This is a genomic window from Cryobacterium gelidum, assembly GCF_004403985.1.
Taxonomy (GTDB): Bacteria; Actinomycetota; Actinomycetes; order Actinomycetales; family Microbacteriaceae; genus Cryobacterium; species Cryobacterium gelidum.
On sequence record NZ_SOHL01000027.1, the window covers coordinates 212318 to 228431 of the forward strand.

The window sequence follows — 16114 nt, forward strand, 5'->3', positions numbered from 1 at the left end:
GCGGTTTCCGGGTTACTCACAATGACTCCGACGAGTTGATGAAACGGTTATGGAACAGTCGGCAGCGGTCAGTCTCCGCGCAGCACCGCAAGGGCGTGGGTGAGATCGGCCGGGTAGTCGGCGTTGTAGCTGACCCACTCCTGACTGTCCGGGTGGGTGAACGCCAGCTGCTTGGCGTGCAGCCACTGGCGTTTCAATCCGAGCCGGGCGGTGATCGACGGATCGGCGCCGTACATGGCGTCTCCGACACACGGATGCCGTTGGGCGTGCATGTGCACCCGAATCTGGTGGGTGCGCCCGGTCTCCAGGTGCACCTCGAGCAGCGAGGCGGACGGAAAAGCCTCCAGGGTCTCGTAGTGGGTGATCGAGTGCTTGCCGTCGGCCATGACCGCGAACTTCCAGTCCGACCGCGGGTGGCGTCCGATGGGTGCGTCGATGGTGCCGGTGAGCGGATCGGGATGGCCCTGCACGACGGCGTGGTAGATCTTCTCGACCTCGCGGTCGTGGAACGCTTTCTTCAGCGCGACGTAGGCCGTCTCCGACTTGGCGACGACCATGAGGCCGCTCGTGCCCACGTCGAGGCGATGCACGATCCCCGCGCGTTCGGCTGCGCCCGAGGTCGCGATCCGGTAACCCGCCGCCGCGAGGGCGCCGGGAACGGTTGGACCAGTCCAGCCGACGCTCGGATGAGCCGCGACCCCGGCCGGCTTGTTGATGACGACGATGCTCTCGTCGTCGTGCACGATGGTCAGGTCGGGAACGGCGATGGGAATGATGCGCACCGGCTGCTTGGGCTGCCAGGTGACTTCGATCCAGCTGCCGGCTCGCAAACGGTCAGATTTGCCCACGACGGTTCCGTCGAGCACGACGCCTCCGGCCTCGGAGACCTCGGCGGCGAAGCTGCGGGAGAATCCGAACAACTTGGCCAGTCCGGCATCAACGCGCACACCTTCCAAACCGTCCGGAAGGGGAAGCGATCGCCGCTCCGGGGGGTTGGTCAGGTCGAGGGAACCCGTCACGGCCGGGCCTCGGCCCCGGGTGTCGGCCGGTCGCTGGTCGACACGCCCGGGTTCACAGCATCCGTTTGATGCCGGGGTGACTCCACGCTCGGGCTGGCGGTCTTGCTGACAGCTTCCGCCTTATTGCCGTCCAGGCCGATGCCGCGAATCGTCAAAATCATAAAGATAACCATGCTGGTCACGATGGCTATGTCGGCGACGTTGTAGATCGCCGGCAGCAGCCACGGAGTTGAGATGAAATCGACGACGTGCCCCACCCCGAAGCCGGGTTCGCGCAGCAACCGATCCGTCAGGTTTCCGAGCACGCCACCGAGCAGGAGCCCAAAGACGAGGCCCCAGGCCAGTGAACGGATGCGCCGGGCGAACCAGACGATGAACACCACGACCGCGGCGGCGATGATCGAGAAGATCCAGGTGGATCCGCTCGCGAGCGAAAAAGCCGCGCCCGGGTTCCGAACGAAATGCCATTGCAGCACATCGTTCAGAACCCGAACCACGGAGCCCTCGGTCATCGAGACGACGACGAGGTACTTACTGAATTGATCGAGCGCGTAAACGCCCAGCGCGACGAGAGCTAGAACGATGAGCGCTCGCGAACGCTTCTTCGTTCTTGCGCTAGGCTCCAAAGCCCTGGAAGCTGGGCTTCGGCGCGTTCCCGGCGTCAACCGAGCTCGCGTCGAGGTCGTGGAGCTGGCCCTCGATGTAGCTCTTCAGCTTGAGGCGGTACTCCCGCTCGAACGTGCGCAGCTCGTCGATCTTGCCTTCGAGGGTGGAACGTTCCAGGTCGAGCTTCTGCAGCTGGACGCGCTGCTGGGTCTCGGCTTCGGCGATGACGCGTGCCGCGGTGGCATGGCCTTCGGCGATCAGCGCGTCGCGCTTCTCGGCGCCTTCCTTGACGTGCTCTTCATGCAGGCGGCGAGCCAGCTGCAGCAGATTGGTCGTGCCGGCGGTCTCGTCGATCGGCGCGGCGGCGACAGCAGCAACCGGAGCGGCCACGACGGGTTCGACCACTGCAACCGGCTCGGCAACCGCGGCGGCGACCGGAGCGGACTCGACTGCCGGGGCAGCATCGGAGCCGACCTGGCCGCGCAGTTCCTCGTTCTCCTTGGTCAGGCGACGCAGTTCGACGACGACCTCGTCGAGAAAGTCATCGACCTCGTCCTGGTCGTATCCCTCGCGGAACTTGGTCGACTGAAACCTTTTGTTGACTACATCTTCCGGAGTTAGCGCCATGGCTTTCCACCCTCAAAACTTGTGTGTGTTATGAACATTTGACTGACTTGAGACGAGTATCGCCCAAGTGTTGGATTGACTACGGGCGGCCAACGAGCGAGTACGGGCTCGCGGCGAACCAGCCATCCGATAAGGATACATGCCCCGGTCGAACGTTTAGATTAAGCCCGACAGGGACATGCCGACGATGGTGCAAAGCATCGTCAGGGTGAAGCCGAAATCCAACGCGATAGGCCCGATGCGAAGCGGCGGGACCAGGCGACGGAAAAAACGTACCGGTGGGTCGGTCAGCGTGTAGACGAGTTCGACGAGCACGAGCAGGAAGCCCTGCGGACGCCAGCCCCGGTTGACGCCGCGCACCAGGTCGACGATGAAGCGACCCCAGAGCACGAGGAAGTACATAAAGAACAGGAAATAGAGAAGATTTCCCAGGATCGGTATACCAGTCACGCTTGAGTCTAGCCTTGCGCGAAGAAGGAACTGTCCTCAGCGCCCTCTTCGGTGGTGCTGTCGCCCGAGACGACGACATGGGACGGCGACAGCAAGAAGACCTTCGCGGTGACGCGCTCGATTTTGCCATACAGGCCCTGCGACAGGCCACTTGCGAAGTCGATGAGACGGCGGGCATCGCCGTCGCTCATCTGCGACAGGTTGATGATCACCGGAATGCCATCGCGGAAGGATTCGGCAATGACCTGGGCATCTTTGTAGGCGCGCGGGTGAACCGTGAGAATTTCATTCATTTCAGACGCAGCCACATTCTGGGGAGTCGAAGTCGTACGCAGGGGGGTGACCGGTGCCCGACCGGCAGAGTTCTGGGCCGCGCTGGAGTGTGCGGCACTGCCGTGCGGCACGTTCTCGTGTGCGCGTGACGGGACAGCACTCATGTGATTGGTGGCGCCGTGGTTGGCGGAGCCATTGTTGGCAGCGCCCTGGGTGCCGGCGGGTGCCTGGTACTCCAGCTCTTCGTCTGCCAGACCCAGGTAGACCATGGTTTTCTTGAGCGGGTTGGACATGTCGACCTCCGTGTTGGTTTGCTACTTCGAGATTAACTGAGCACCGGACGAATGCCGGTGATTGCCGTGCCAATTCTTAGGTGTGTCGCCCCTTCGAGCACGGCCGCCGCGTAGTCCTGGCTCATTCCCATGGACAGTGCGGTCGCCGTCGGCGCCTGCGTACGCAGCTCGACACTGAGTTCGCGCATCCGGGCGAAGGCTCGGCGCGGTTCCTCGCCGAGCGGAGCCACAGCCATCAGGCCGAGCAGGCGCAGCCCGGGCGCGGCCAGGAGGCTGTCGACCAGGGCAGACAGGTTCAGCGGATCCACGCCGCCGCGCATAGCGTCATCGGTGAGATTGACCTGAATGAAGCAGTCAAGACTCGAATCCTCCGAGCCCAGAGCGGTCACCAGGGACTCCCGATCGACCGAGTGGATGACGTCGGCGTAGGCCCGCACCTGGCGCGCCTTCTTGCCCTGCACCTGCCCGACGAAGTGCCAGCTGAGGTCGAGATCGGCCAGCAGCGCAGCCTTGGATTGCGCTTCCTGATGCCGATTCTCTCCCACATGGCGCACGCCGAGGGCGTAGAGCTCCTCAATGAGTGACACCGGGTGGAACTTGGTGACCACGATTGTCGTGATTCCGGCCGGGTCTCGACCGGCCTCGCGTGCTGCGTCAGCGACGCCGGTACGTACGGCGCCCAGCCGGGTGGCCAAATCGCTCGAGGATAACTCGGAGGGTGTCGCGTCAGGAAGTGCCATGCTCAGGCTGCTCTGTTCGTTACGTGCAAAGAAGGCGCTGCCCCCGGGCTGACCCGACTGGCGTCGGCCCGGAGACTGCTGCTCATCGACCTGCTGAAGAGGTCGGGTCTACTTGAGGAAGTCGGGGATGTCCAGGTCATCGGCTTCTTCTTCAAAGGCCGGGTCGGCCACGGTTACGCCACTGGCGGCGTCGGAGCTCCCCCAGACAGCCGCGAGCTCGCCATCGCTGTAGCTTCCCGAGCCGGTCGCCGGTGCGCCGTTGGCGCTGCCGGCGGATGCCAGCGCACCGGCCGTGGCCGTTCCGGCGCCTGCTGCAATCCCAGCAGCGACGAGGTCGGCACGCCGCACCTCGACCGCTTTGGCGCCGGGCTCACCGCCGTCGAAACCGGCGGCGATGACGGTGACCCGCACCTCGTCGCCCAGGGTGTCATCGATGACGGCACCGAAGATGATGTTGGCTTCGGGGTGCACGGCCTCCTGGACGAGGCGAGCCGCATCGTTGATCTCAAAGATGCCGAGGTTGGATCCGCCCTGAATCGACAGGAGCACGCCGTGGGCGCCGTCGATGCTCGCTTCGAGCAGGGGCGAGGCAACGGCCAGTTCAGCTGCCTTGATCGCGCGATCGGCACCGCGAGCAGAACCGATGCCCATGAGGGCGGAGCCGGCGCCCTGCATGACCGACTTGACGTCGGCGAAGTCGAGGTTGATCAGGCCCGGGGTGGTGATCAGGTCGGTGATGCCCTGCACACCGGCCAGGAGCACCTGGTCGGCGGTGGCGAAGGCTTCGAGCATGCTGATGCCGCGGTCGCTGATTTCGAGCAGGCGATCATTGGGCACGACGATGAGGGTGTCGACCTCGTTCTTGAGTGAGGCGACCCCGGTCTCCGCCTGGGCCTGGCGACGCTTGCCCTCAAAGCCGAACGGCTTGGTGACCACACCGATAGTGAGAGCGCCAATCGACTTGGCGATGCGGGCGACGACAGGCGCGCCACCGGTTCCGGTACCGCCACCCTCTCCGGCGGTGACGAAAACCATGTCGGCACCGGCGAGGGCCTCCTCGATCTCTTCGGCGTGGTCTTCCGCGGCGCGGCGACCCACCTCGGGGTCAGCGCCGGCACCAAGACCGCGGGTGAGGTCACGACCGACGTCGAGCTTGACGTCGGCGTCGCTCATGAGCAGCGCCTGGGCATCCGTATTGATGGCGATGAACTCGACACCGCGGAGGCCCAGCTCGATCATGCGGTTGACGGCGTTGACGCCGCCACCGCCGATGCCGACAACCTTGATGACGGCTAGATAATTTTGATTGTTTGACACGTCCGGCCTCCGGGTGGAACCTTAAACCTCTTGTCGAAGTTTAAAGTTATGCTGAGTATGCAATTCCTGTTTACGAAAGTATGCGCGGGTGACGCGTGGATGGGGAGGCGCGCCCGCGTGTCGCGAAGAACTCGCCGAATCCGTGGTGAAGACCCCGTGGGTGCGCGAACTAGCGCAGTACGGCGCTGTCGGGCGATGAGACGTCGTACTCGTTGACCGTGCCGGCCGGGTGTCCGATGAGTAGGGCGGCCAGCACGACGGCCTTGTATTCCGACTTCTCCGCACTGCCCCAGACGACGCGTTCACCGCCGAGCAGACTCAGGGTGACGTCGTCCGTGGTTGCGGCGGTCACCGCATCCAACTGGATGCGGATGCTGTCGGGGAGCACGGTGAGTACGGCGGCTGCGGCGGTGAACCCGGCACTGTCGATTCCGTTCGGGGCGTCGATGAGCGGGTAGCCCGCCGTGCGTACCGGCGTCGTCTCGATGACGACGCCCGCGGCATCGACGAGGTCGAAACCGGTCGGACCGGCCAGCACGCCCACCGGCACCCGCTCGATGATGCGCACCACGAGCGTGCCGGGCGGGCGACTCTCGGTGACGTAGCTCTGGATGAGCGTGAACTGCGACAGTTCGCTCTTGACCAGGTCGGTCTCGATCAAAGGAAGGGGCGTTCCGATCTGGCCGGCCAGGGCCGCCGACACGTCGGTCGCCGGAATGCGGCTGGTACCCACGACCTCGATCGTACGGAGCGCCATCAACGGTGAGTAGGCGGCACCGATAATCAGTCCGAAGGCGACAACAACAGAACCGGCACCGAGAATCCAAGCGGTACGCCGGCGCCGAGTGCGCCCGGTGAACCGGCGTACCTCGGCCCGTTCGAAGCGTTTACGGGCACGCTGAGCGGCTCGGAGCACTGACCGGGCCGCACGGGCTCCCGCTGTGCCGCCGGACGACCCTTCGGTCGTATTCGCCGACGCCAGAGGAGTCACACCCGGCACGGGGATCACCGTGTTCGCCGCCACCGATGCCGTGACCCCGGCGTGGATGATCGGTTCTGTCGTCGTATCGGAAGCGTCGAACGGCTTCGACGAGCGCTTCAGGGGCCCAACGGCGCCCCGGATGCTTGTCGACTCTGTCGGACGCGGAGTCTGCTCGTCTGAACGAGCCGTTGTCACCCTGTTGCGGTGTGCTTTCGTGCCCGGATTCGGCTTGCCGACCTGCTCGGGAGCCGGCTGGGCCGGATGCTGGAAGCCGCCTGGCCGCCTCACCGCCGCCTCATCCGCGTGCCTTTTCCAACGAGGCGAGCAGCTGGGGCACGATACGGTTGACGTCGCCGCAACCGAGGGTCACGACGAAGTCGCCGTCGCGGGCGATGCTGGCCAGGTAGTCGGCAGCATCCTGCCAGTCGGGCACGTAGGCAACGTGCGACGGGTCGCGGAACCGTTCGGAGACGAGTGCGCCGGTCACGCCAGGCTCTGGATCTTCGCGGGCACCATAGACGCCGAGCACGATGGTCTGGTCGGCGAAGGTCTCGAGAGTCTCGGCGAATTCCTGCGCGAACATGCGTGTTCGGCTGTACAAGTGCGGCTGGTGCACCGCAATGATGCGGCCCGCGCCGACGACCGTGCGGGCTGCAGCGAGAGCGGCGGCGACCTCGGTCGGGTGGTGGGCGTAGTCGTCGTAGACGCTCACGCCGCCGACCGTGCCGTGTAACTCGAACCGGCGCTGGGTGCCGCCGAAGCCGGCGATCGCGTCGAGGCTTGCTGCGGGGTCGAATCCGAGGCCGACCAGAACGGCAAAGGCGCCGGCCGCGTTGATGGCGTTGTGCTTGCCGGGGATGCGTAGGGTGGCGCTGTAATCCTGGCCCCGCCAGGAGACGCTGAAGCTCACCGGTCCGGTCGTGGTGATGGAGTGCACGCGCACGGTGGAATCGGGATGCTCCCCGAAGGTGATCACCCGCGCGGCGATATCCGCTTCGGCAATCGTGGCGGTGACCCGCACGGCGCCCGCGTCGTCGGACGAGATGACGACCAGCTCGCTCGCGTTGCGGCTGAACTCCACGAAAGCAGCCTGGAAGGCTTCGAGCGAGCCGTAGTGGTCGAGGTGGTCGGGGTCGACGTTCGTGATCAGCGCGACCGCCGTGTGGTAGAGCAGAAAGGAGCCGTCGGATTCGTCAGCTTCGACCACGAACAGGTCGTCGCCACCACTAGCCGAGCTCACGCCGAGGGATTCGATCACGCCGCCGTTGACGAAGCTCGGGTCCTGGCCGAGGCCGAGGAGTCCGGTGACGATCATTCCGGTGGACGTGGTCTTGCCGTGGGCGCCGGCGACCGAGACGAGGCGGTGCTCACGGATGAGCCAGGCCAGGGCCTGCGCCCGGTGCAGCACCGGGAGCCCGCGTTCGTTGGCGAGCACGTACTCGGGGTTGTCCAGCCAGAGGGCGCCGGTGACCACGAGCGTGTCGGCGTTGCCGACGTTGGCCGCGTCATGGCCGATGAAGACGCTGGCACCCAGGTCGCGGAGCGCCTGCACGTTGGGCGACTCCTTCGCATCGGAGCCGGTCACCGTGTAGCCGCGGTTCAGGAACAAGCGTGCGATGCCGCTCATGCCGGATCCGCCGATCCCCACGAAGTGCACCACTCCGAGGTCGTCGGGAATGGTCAGAGTGAGGTCTGGTTTGATCACGGCGGTGCGCTCTTCTCGGTTGTAGCTGATGAGGTGTAGCAAATAAAACAGATCGTGCGGGCACTACGTTACGCGTGCGGCCTGACGATCACGACGGGAGGGCTCCGTGGATCAGGTCGAGCATTCGGGCCGTTCCGTCGAGTGCGCCAACGGACGCCGCCCCACGCGCCATCGACGCCAGCCTCGCGCGGTCACCCAGCAGTGCCACCAACTCACCCTGAACCCAGGTCGGCACGAAATCGGAGTCGGCGATCAGCACTCCCCCGCCGGCTGCCAGCACGGGCGAGGCGTTGAAGCGCTGCTCGCCGTTGCCGACCGGGTAGGGCACATACACGGCAGGAATGCCGAGCGCGCACAGTTCGCTCACCGTCGCCGCTCCCGCCCGAGTCACGGCGAAATCGGCCGCTGCCAGGGCGAGATCCATGCGGTCGCAGTAGGCGACCAAGTGGTAATCCGGCAGCTCGGGGTCGACGACCTCGGCCGTGGTCCCGGTGATGTGCAGCACCTGCCAGCCCGCGGCCACGAGGTCGTCCGCAGCTGCGACCATCGAGGCGTTGAGCCGGCGGGCTCCGAGCGACCCACCGGTGACGAGCACCACCGGTCGGTCGGGGTCAAGCGAGAAGAAGGCCAGGGCTTCGGGACGAGCCGCCGAGCGGTGGAGTTCTTCGATCTCGGGCCGAAGCGGCATCCCGACGAACCGGGCATGTCGAATCGGTGTGCCGGCGAACGCAACGCCGACGTGCCGGGTCAGGCGGGCGCCGAGCTTGTTGGCCAGGCCCGGCTTGGCGTTCGCCTCGTGGATGACGATCGGCACCCCGGCACGCCGGGCGGCGAGGTAGGCCGGGGTGGAGACGTAGCCGCCGAAGCCGACGACCACGTCAACGTGACGCAAACGGATGACGTCGGTCACCGCCCGCACGGCCGCGCCAAAGCGCGGCAGAAAGCGCAGGGCCGCCCGATTCGGTCGGCGTGGAAACGGCACCCGGGGGACGACGATGAGCTCGTAGCCGCGGGCGGGGACCAGGCGCGCTTCGAGACCCTCAGACGTTCCGAGCACGAGCACCGTGGCATCCGCTTCGGTGCTGCGAATGCGGTCGGCGACGGCGAGCAGGGGGTTGACGTGACCGGCGGTTCCGCCGCCTGCCAGAAGGTACGTGGTCATGCCCGGTCAGCCTCGATGGGGTCAGGAGCGGGTTCGCTCGAACGGTCGCCGCGCGCAAAGGAGAGCACGATTCCGATCGCGACGAGGGTGGTGAGCAAAGCGGTACCACCCGCCGAGATCAACGGCAGTGGAACGCCCAACACGGGGAACACTCCGAGCACGACGGCGATGTTGACGAAGGCCTGGCCGATGATCCAGACCATGACAGCAGCCGTGGACACCTTGGCCTGAACCGTCGTGGCCGAACGCATGATGCGGAGGAAGGCGAAGGCCAACAGAATGAACATGCCGAGCACGACGATGCAGCCGATCAAGCCGAGCTCCTCGCCGATGATGGCGAAGATGTAGTCATTATCGGCCGCCGGCAGCCAGGACCATTTGGCCTTCGAGTTGCCCAGGCCTACGCCGAGGATTCCGCCGTTGGCCAGCGCCCAGGTGCCGTGCAGCGGCTGCCAGCAGCTGCTGGAAATCTCCCCGCTCAGCTGGGTACAGCTCTCGCTGAGAAAGCTCATGATGCGGGTCATGCGGTTGGGACTCACCATGGCCAGCACGATGGCGGCGCCGACGCCGATCAGCACCGGCACGGCGAGGAGCCGCATTTTGACTCCTGCGAAGAACAGCGCGCCGAAAAGTATGCCGGCCATGATCATGGCGGTTCCGAGATCACCGCCGATCATGACGAGCAGCACCGCGCCGCCGCCGACACCGAACACGGGAATGAACACGTGCTTCCAGTCGTCGAGCTGGTTCTGCTTTTGCGAGAGAATCATGCCGAGCCAGACGACCAGGGCCACCTTGATGCCCTCGGACGGCTGAAATTGGATGCCGCCGATGTTCAGCCAGTTGGTGTTGCCGCCGGTTCCGACGCCGAGCCCGGTCGCCACGACGAGAAACTGCAGAAAGCTGGTGATCAGCAAGGACGGCCACGCCACGCGACGCCAGAAGGCGAGCGGCAGCCGGCTCACGACGAGCATGAGCGGAAGACCGATCAGGGCGAACATGCCCTGACGCAACAGTCCGCCGAAGAACCCCATGTCCGCCAGAAAGGAGTCCACCGACGACGACGACAGCACCATGACGAGGCCGAAAATGACCAGGAACAGGGTCGTACCGAGCAGCAGAAAGTAGTTGCCGCCCTCAGCCTTGAACACGCGACCGAGGTTGATCCGAACCGATGGCCCGCCCGCCGCTTCCGGTGCGGCTGGCACGGCCGCGCCCCGCAATGGCCGCAGTGCCGCCAGGCGCGCACCGGGCCCCTGGCGCGCACCGGTCGACGGGTGTGAGGTCGGGAGAGAAGTCGGTGCGCTGGGCTGGACCTGAGCGGCCGGCCTGGTGCGGGAAGCGGGGTTACGCGGCACCTGTACCATCCGCGTCACCTGCCCAAGAAGTCGTGTACTGCCTGATTGAAAAGCCGGCCCCGTGCGGCATAGCTCTCGAACTGGTCCATCGACGCGGCTGCCGGTGCCAGCAGCACCGTGTCACCAGCCAGGGCGAGTTCGGCGGCACGCCGCACCGCTTCCGTCATCACCTGATCAGTGTCGTCCGAGTCGATCTCGAACACGGTCAGGTCGGGGGCGTGTCGCGCGAATGCCTGCCGTAATACCGTTCGGTCGACGCCGATGATGATCGCCCCCCGCAGACGGCCGACGTGCTTGTGCACGAGGGCGTCGACGTCGACCCCTTTGAGCAGCCCGCCGACCAGCCAAACGACCGACTCATAGGCGGCCAATGAGGCGTCGGCGGCGTGCGGGTTGGTGGCCTTGGAATCGTCGATCCACTCGACGCCGTCTCCGATGGCGACGGTCTCGATGCGGTGGGCGTCAAGGTGGAAAGTTTCCAGCGCCGTATGGATGGTCGCCGGGAGCACGCCGAACGACCGGGCCAGGGCGCTCGCGGCGAGCACGTCCGCGATCACGTGCGGGGCGCCGAGTCCGGCGGCGACGAGGTGCGGCACCGTGGTCAGCTCGAGCGCGCGTTCAAACCGGTCCTCCAGAAAAGCCCGATCGCAGACGATGCCGTCGACGATGCCCAACTCGCTCGGTCCGGGCACGCCGAGTCCGAAACCGATCGCCCGGGCGCCATCCTGCACGTCGGCGTTTTGCACCATGGTGAGGGTCGCGTCATCCGCCTTGTTGTAGACGCACGCCACGGCGGTGTTCAGGTAGACGGTCGCCTTGGCGGCGCGATAGGCCGCAGCCGTTCCGTGCCAGTCAAGGTGATCGTCGGCAAGGTTGAGGCAGACGCTCGCCCAGGGTTTAAGGGCACCGGGGCCGCTGTGCGGCAGGTGGTGCAGCTGGTAGCTCGACAGTTCGACGACCAGCACGTCCCAGCCTTGCGGGTCGCGGATGGCGTCGAGCACTGGCACGCCGATGTTGCCGCAGGGGGCGACGCGGCTACCGTGGGCGGCGAGCATCGTGGCGGTTAGTTGCACGGTCGTGGTCTTGCCGTTGGTGCCGGTGACGAGCATCCACTCGGCGGGAGGGCCGACCTTGTCACGCAGCCGCCAGGCCAGTTCTATATCGCCCCAGACCGGAACCTCGTGTGCGGCCGCCCAGAGCAGCAGCGGGTGGTCCGGGTGAAAACCGGGTGACACGATCATCAATTCCGGATGCTGCGCCGCGAGTTGGGCAGGAACCTCGCGCAGGTCAGCCTGCACGAACGGCACCCCGAGTACGGTGAGCAGATCGAATCGTTCGTCGGGGCCCGGCGACGCCAGCACGAGGACGTCGGCGCCGAGCTCGGCCAGGGTGTCGGCGGCGGCGAAGCCCGTCACGCCGAGGCCCAGCACGCTCACGCGCAGGCCCCTCCAATCGGCGTGCCAGCTGGTGAGCTCATTCAGGCGGTCGTCGGTGCCGGCGTCTCCATCAGCATTAGTGTCAGCACCCATTAGCGCGACAGCCACTCGAGGTAGAAGGAGCCGACACCGGCAGCGACGAGCAGGCCGCCGATGATCCAGAATCGCACGACGACCGTTACTTCGGCCCACCCTTTGAGTTCGAAATGGTGATGGATCGGACTCATCAGGAAGATGCGCTTACCGTGGGTGATCTTGAAGTAGGCGCGTTGCACGATCACCGAACCGGCTTCCATCACGAACAGCCCGCCGATGAGCACGAGGAGCAGTTCCGTGCGGCTGAGAATCGCGAGGGCGGCGAGGGCGCCGCCGAGGGCGAGCGATCCGGTGTCACCGAGAAATATCTTGGCCGGAGAGGTGTTCCACCAGAGAAATCCGATCAAGCCGCCGACGATGGTCGCAGCGACAATGGCGAGGTCGAAGGAGTCTGGCCCGAGATAACACTTGTATTGATCAGCGGCATCCGCTCCCCCGAAGCAGCTCTGGTTGGACTGCCAGAAACCGATCACGACGAAAGACCCGATTGCGAAGATCAGCGCCCCCGTGGCGAGGCCGTCGAGGCCGTCGGCCACGTTGACGCCGTTCGAGGTCGCGGCGACTATCAGGCAGATCCAGATCAGGAACACGCCGATCCCGATGAAGGTACCGAGCTTCATGAAGTCGAGCGGCAGGTCGCGAATGAAGGAGATGCTGGTCGACGCGGGCGTCTGGCCGTTGCGGTCGGCGAATTGCAGCGACAGGACGCCGAAGGCACCGGCGACGATGACCTGCCCGAGTACTTTCGACCAGCCGCCGAGCCCGAGGCTGCGCTGATTGCGGGTCTTGAGAAAGTCGTCGAGAAAACCGACGAGTCCCAGGCCGACCATCATGAACAGCACGAGCAACGGCGAAGGGGTGAAGGGCCGTTGTTCGATCAGCATGGTAGTGAAATAGCTGATCAGCACACCCAGAATGATGATGATGCCACCCATGGTGGCGGTGCCGCGCTTGGCGTGGTGGCTCTTGGGGCCGTCGTCGCGAATGAACTGGCCCCAGCCGAGCTTCTTGAACAATCGAATGAACAGCGGAGTCAGGAACAGGGTGAACGCGAGCGAAAACGCACCGGACAGTAAAAGGACTCTCACGAGAACAAGTCTCCCAGTCGATCGCCGAGGAATCGCAGACCCGCGGAGTTCGATGACTTCACCAGCACCGTATCCCCCGGATTCACGCTTCTGCGCACCAGATCGAAGGCTTCGTCCGGCGTGTCGACATAGGCCGACTCGCCGTCCCACGATCCCTCGTTGATCGTGCTGATGTGCATGCGGCGGGCCGCGGGGCCCACCACGATCATCTGGGAGATATTCAGGCGCACGGCGAGCAGTCCGATCCGATCGTGCTCGTCACCGGCCAGTTCACCGAGCTCGGCCATCTCCCCGAGCACCGCGATGGTGCGTCGGCCGGGGGTACCGATCTGCGCGAGTGTCTTGAGCGCAGCGCTCATCGAGTCGGGGCTCGCATTATAGGCGTCGTTAATGACGGTGATGTCGTCTTTACCGCCGAGTACCTCCATGCGCCATCGTTCGGCTCGGGTGGTGGCTTGCAGTGCGGCGACGATGTCGCCAAGCGATACTCCGAGCACCTCGGCGGCGGCCGCCGCGGCCAGGGCGTTCATGACGTGGTGCTCACCGAGCACGCGAAACTCGACCGTGGCGCTCTGCCCGCTTGCGAGGTGCAGGGTGAAGGTCGTTCCGGTGCGGCCGGAGTTCAGGTCGCTCGCGCGCACGTCGGCCTGGCCATATTCACCGAAGCGGACGATGCGCGCGGGGGTGATCGCGGCCATCTGCGCGACCCGTGGATCGTCGGCGTTGAGCACCGCGACATCCGTTTCGAGCAGGTCGGTGACCATCTCGGATTTAGCCCGCACGGTGGCGTCGAGGTCGCCGAATTCGCCGGCATGAGCCAGACCGACGATGAGCACAATGCCGATGTCGGGGCGGACCAGACGCACGAGGTTCGCGATCGCGCCCTCGCTGCTGGCCCCCATCTCGATCACGAGAAACCGCGTCTCGAACGTCACCTCGAGCATCGTCATCGGCGCACCGACCTGATTGTTGAAGGAGCCGCGCGGGGCGACGGTGGGGCCGACCCGTTCGAGCATGCTGCGCAACAGGTTCTTGGTGGTGGTCTTGCCGTTCGAACCGGTGACGGCGACGACCTTCAGGTTCCCGACGGCGCGCACCCTGGCGACGACCGCGGCGGCCAGGGCGCCGAGCGCTGCGACGGAGTCGGCGACGACAATCTGGGTGACCGGCAAATCGAGCAGATGTTCCACGATGAGCAGCACGGCACCGCGTCCGCTCGCGTCGGGCGCGAACAGGTGTCCGTCGGTGACCGCGCCGAACTTGGCTACGAAAATGGAGCCGGGTTCGCTCAGCCGGGAGTCGGTCTGCACCGAACCGTCAACGAGGTCAGTGGCCGAGGAGGCGTCGGTGAGGTGCAGGGCACCGTTGACGGCCCGGCTGATATCGGACAGGGAGAGGGCGATCATTTACAGCCACCCCGCGTCGCGAAGCGCCTGCCGGGAGTCTTCCCGGGCCGAATACGGCAGTTTCACGCCTTGCACCTCGTGGTAGTCCTCGTGGCCTGGGCCGGCGTAAAGAATGGTGTCTCCTTCGTGTGCGAGTGACAACGCCGTGCGAAATGCCACACGCGGATTGGCCACCTCGTAGAACTCGCCGTCTGGCACAGCTTCGCGGGCAGCGTTCAGCAGAACGCTACGGATGCTCGCGGCGTCTTCAAACCGCGGGTGAAAGTCGGTCACGACCACGATATCGCTGCCTTGCGCGGCGATTCTGCCCATATCGGCGCGTTTCGTGGTGTCGCGGTCGCCGTCGGCACCGAACAACATGATCAGTTTGCCGGGCGTGAATTTGCGTAGGGCCGCGAGGGTGTTGAGGAAAGCATCGGGGCTGTGGCCGTAGTCGATGTAGACGAGCGGGCCGCGATCACCGGAGATGCGCTCCGCGCGCCCGGGAATGAAAGCCACGATGCCACCGTCGCGGTTCAGCGTGTGTTGGATCGCGCCGAGGTCGAATCCGCTCTCCACGAGCATGACGATGGCCAGCGCGGCGTTGGCGGCCATATACCAGCCCAGCAGCGGCACTCGGGTGTGCAGGCGGCGACCGCCCTGGCCCTCGAGCACGAAGTCGGTGTGCGTGGCGGATTCGCCGACCACGGTCATGCGCCAGTCGGCGTCCACATCTGCCCGGTTGGTGATCGTCGTCACCGGGATACGGCACTCGTCGGCGATTCGGCGACCCCAGTCGGTGTCGACGGTGACGACGCCGCGGTGCGAGCGGTCGGGCTGGAACAGCTCGAGCTTGGCCTGGAAGTAGTCGTCCATGGCCGCGTAGTCGTCGAGGTGGTCGTGGCTGAGATTCGTGAACGCCGCGATGTCGAAGACGAGTCCGTCGACCCGGTAGCGGCTCAGGGCTTGTGCTGACACCTCGATGCCGACCGCGCGCACTTCCGCCTCGTTCATGCGCGCCAGCAGGGCGTGCAGTTCGCTGGCTTCCGGTGTGGTGAGCGCACTCGTCACGGCGAGGTCGCCAATGCGGCGTTCAGCGGTGGAGGTGAGTCCGGAGACAACGCCCAGTTGGTTCAGGATGCCAAAGAGCAGGTAGACGACGCTGGTTTTGCCATTGGTCCCGGTGACCGCGAACAGGGTCGCCGGGTTGTCGTGCGTGCGGTAGATCCAGGCGGCAACGGCGCCGAGCGCGGCCCGGGCATCCGGTGTCACGAGCACGGGCAGACCGATGCCCGCACACAGCACAGCGCCCGCCTCGTCGGTCAGGATGGCCACTGCGCCGGCTTCGGCAGCCGCCGCGGCGAAGCTGGCACCGTGCAGGTGTTGGCCGGGAACACCGACATAGAGGTCACCCGGTTGCACCGTGCGCGAGCTCAGGCTCACACCGGTGACCTCGAGACCGTCGATGTCTCCACGCAGTTCTAGATCAAATTCGGCAACCAATCCCGACAACGACCGCGGAACGGGGTGCTCGGGACGAAGAGCCGACGGCGCCAATTCAGACACGCAGGGCTCAC

The 16114-nt window shown here is 65.7% G+C and carries 15 protein-coding genes; all 15 read right to left on the reverse strand.

Annotated features, from left to right (window positions below; translation table 11 throughout):
- Positions 1-68 precede the first annotated feature (68 nt).
- Positions 69-1019 carry an RluA family pseudouridine synthase gene (locus E3T50_RS14070; RefSeq protein WP_241990934.1) on the reverse strand — a complete coding sequence of 317 codons (951 nt, stop codon included), beginning with the start codon at positions 1017-1019 and terminating at the stop codon, positions 69-71.
- Complete coding sequence (gene lspA / locus E3T50_RS14075; RefSeq protein ID WP_241990935.1) at positions 1016-1645, reverse strand: signal peptidase II; 630 nt, start codon at positions 1643-1645, stop codon at positions 1016-1018. The genes E3T50_RS14070 and lspA overlap by 4 nt, the downstream gene beginning before the upstream one ends.
- Positions 1635-2252 (reverse strand): DivIVA domain-containing protein, encoded by a 618-nt coding sequence (locus E3T50_RS14080; RefSeq protein ID WP_166784313.1) that lies wholly within the window; start codon positions 2250-2252, stop codon positions 1635-1637. Before E3T50_RS14080 ends, lspA begins: the two co-directional genes overlap by 11 nt.
- A 156-nt stretch (positions 2253-2408) precedes the next feature.
- Positions 2409-2702, reverse strand: coding sequence for a YggT family protein (locus E3T50_RS14085; protein ID WP_241978433.1), 294 nt, complete (start codon positions 2700-2702; stop codon positions 2409-2411).
- Between the two features lie 8 nt (positions 2703-2710).
- On the reverse strand, positions 2711-3268 hold the full coding sequence (locus E3T50_RS14090) for a cell division protein SepF (RefSeq protein WP_134462953.1): 558 nt from the start codon (positions 3266-3268) through the stop codon (positions 2711-2713).
- 32 nt (positions 3269-3300) lie between these two features.
- Positions 3301-4008, reverse strand: a complete 708-nt coding sequence (locus E3T50_RS14095; protein WP_134552741.1) for a YggS family pyridoxal phosphate-dependent enzyme — start codon at positions 4006-4008, stop codon at positions 3301-3303.
- A 108-nt stretch (positions 4009-4116) separates the two neighbouring features.
- Positions 4117-5325, reverse strand: a complete 1209-nt coding sequence (gene ftsZ / locus E3T50_RS14100) for a cell division protein FtsZ (protein ID WP_134552743.1) — start codon at positions 5323-5325, stop codon at positions 4117-4119.
- Positions 5326-5494: 169 nt separating this feature from the next.
- A complete protein-coding gene (locus tag E3T50_RS14105; protein WP_134552745.1) occupies positions 5495-6595 on the reverse strand; it encodes a cell division protein FtsQ/DivIB in 1101 nt (366 codons plus the stop codon).
- Positions 6596-6602: 7 nt separating this feature from the next.
- A complete protein-coding gene (murC, locus tag E3T50_RS14110; RefSeq protein ID WP_134553059.1) occupies positions 6603-8012 on the reverse strand; it encodes a UDP-N-acetylmuramate--L-alanine ligase in 1410 nt (469 codons plus the stop codon).
- A gap of 88 nt (positions 8013-8100) precedes the next feature.
- On the reverse strand, positions 8101-9174 hold the full coding sequence (locus E3T50_RS14115; protein ID WP_134552747.1) for a UDP-N-acetylglucosamine--N-acetylmuramyl-(pentapeptide) pyrophosphoryl-undecaprenol N-acetylglucosamine transferase: 1074 nt from the start codon (positions 9172-9174) through the stop codon (positions 8101-8103).
- Positions 9171-10382, reverse strand: a complete 1212-nt coding sequence (gene ftsW / locus E3T50_RS14120) for a putative lipid II flippase FtsW (protein WP_241990936.1) — start codon at positions 10380-10382, stop codon at positions 9171-9173. The genes E3T50_RS14115 and ftsW overlap by 4 nt, the downstream gene beginning before the upstream one ends.
- A 164-nt stretch (positions 10383-10546) precedes the next feature.
- Positions 10547-12061: a UDP-N-acetylmuramoyl-L-alanine--D-glutamate ligase gene (murD, locus tag E3T50_RS14125; protein WP_134552751.1), complete on the reverse strand. Its 1515-nt coding sequence runs from the start codon at positions 12059-12061 to the stop codon at positions 10547-10549.
- The gene (gene mraY, locus E3T50_RS14130) at positions 12061-13152 is read right to left on the reverse strand and encodes a phospho-N-acetylmuramoyl-pentapeptide-transferase (RefSeq protein ID WP_134462967.1); all 1092 of its coding nucleotides are present in this window, start codon (positions 13150-13152) and stop codon (positions 12061-12063) included. Before mraY ends, murD begins: the two co-directional genes overlap by 1 nt.
- Complete coding sequence (locus tag E3T50_RS14135) at positions 13149-14558, reverse strand: UDP-N-acetylmuramoyl-tripeptide--D-alanyl-D-alanine ligase (protein WP_134552753.1); 1410 nt, start codon at positions 14556-14558, stop codon at positions 13149-13151. Before E3T50_RS14135 ends, mraY begins: the two co-directional genes overlap by 4 nt.
- Positions 14559-16103 carry a Mur ligase family protein gene (locus tag E3T50_RS14140; RefSeq protein WP_134552755.1) on the reverse strand — a complete coding sequence of 515 codons (1545 nt, stop codon included), beginning with the start codon at positions 16101-16103 and terminating at the stop codon, positions 14559-14561. It lies immediately after the preceding gene.
- Positions 16104-16114 lie beyond the last annotated feature (11 nt).

Excerpts from the sequence above, each read along its gene's own strand:
- E3T50_RS14095 (WP_134552741.1), bottom strand. The coding sequence starts at position 4,008 with ATGGCACTTCCTGACGCGACACCCTCCGAGTTATCCTCGAGCGATTTG.
- E3T50_RS14080 (WP_166784313.1), bottom strand. The coding sequence starts at position 2,252 with ATGGCGCTAACTCCGGAAGATGTAGTCAACAAAAGGTTTCAGTCGACC.
- E3T50_RS14115 (WP_134552747.1), bottom strand. The coding sequence starts at position 9,174 with ATGACCACGTACCTTCTGGCAGGCGGCGGAACCGCCGGTCACGTCAAC.
- murD (WP_134552751.1), bottom strand. The coding sequence starts at position 12,061 with ATGGGTGCTGACACTAATGCTGATGGAGACGCCGGCACCGACGACCGC.
- E3T50_RS14135 (WP_134552753.1), bottom strand. The coding sequence starts at position 14,558 with ATGATCGCCCTCTCCCTGTCCGATATCAGCCGGGCCGTCAACGGTGCC.
- E3T50_RS14090 (WP_134462953.1), bottom strand. The coding sequence starts at position 3,268 with ATGTCCAACCCGCTCAAGAAAACCATGGTCTACCTGGGTCTGGCAGAC.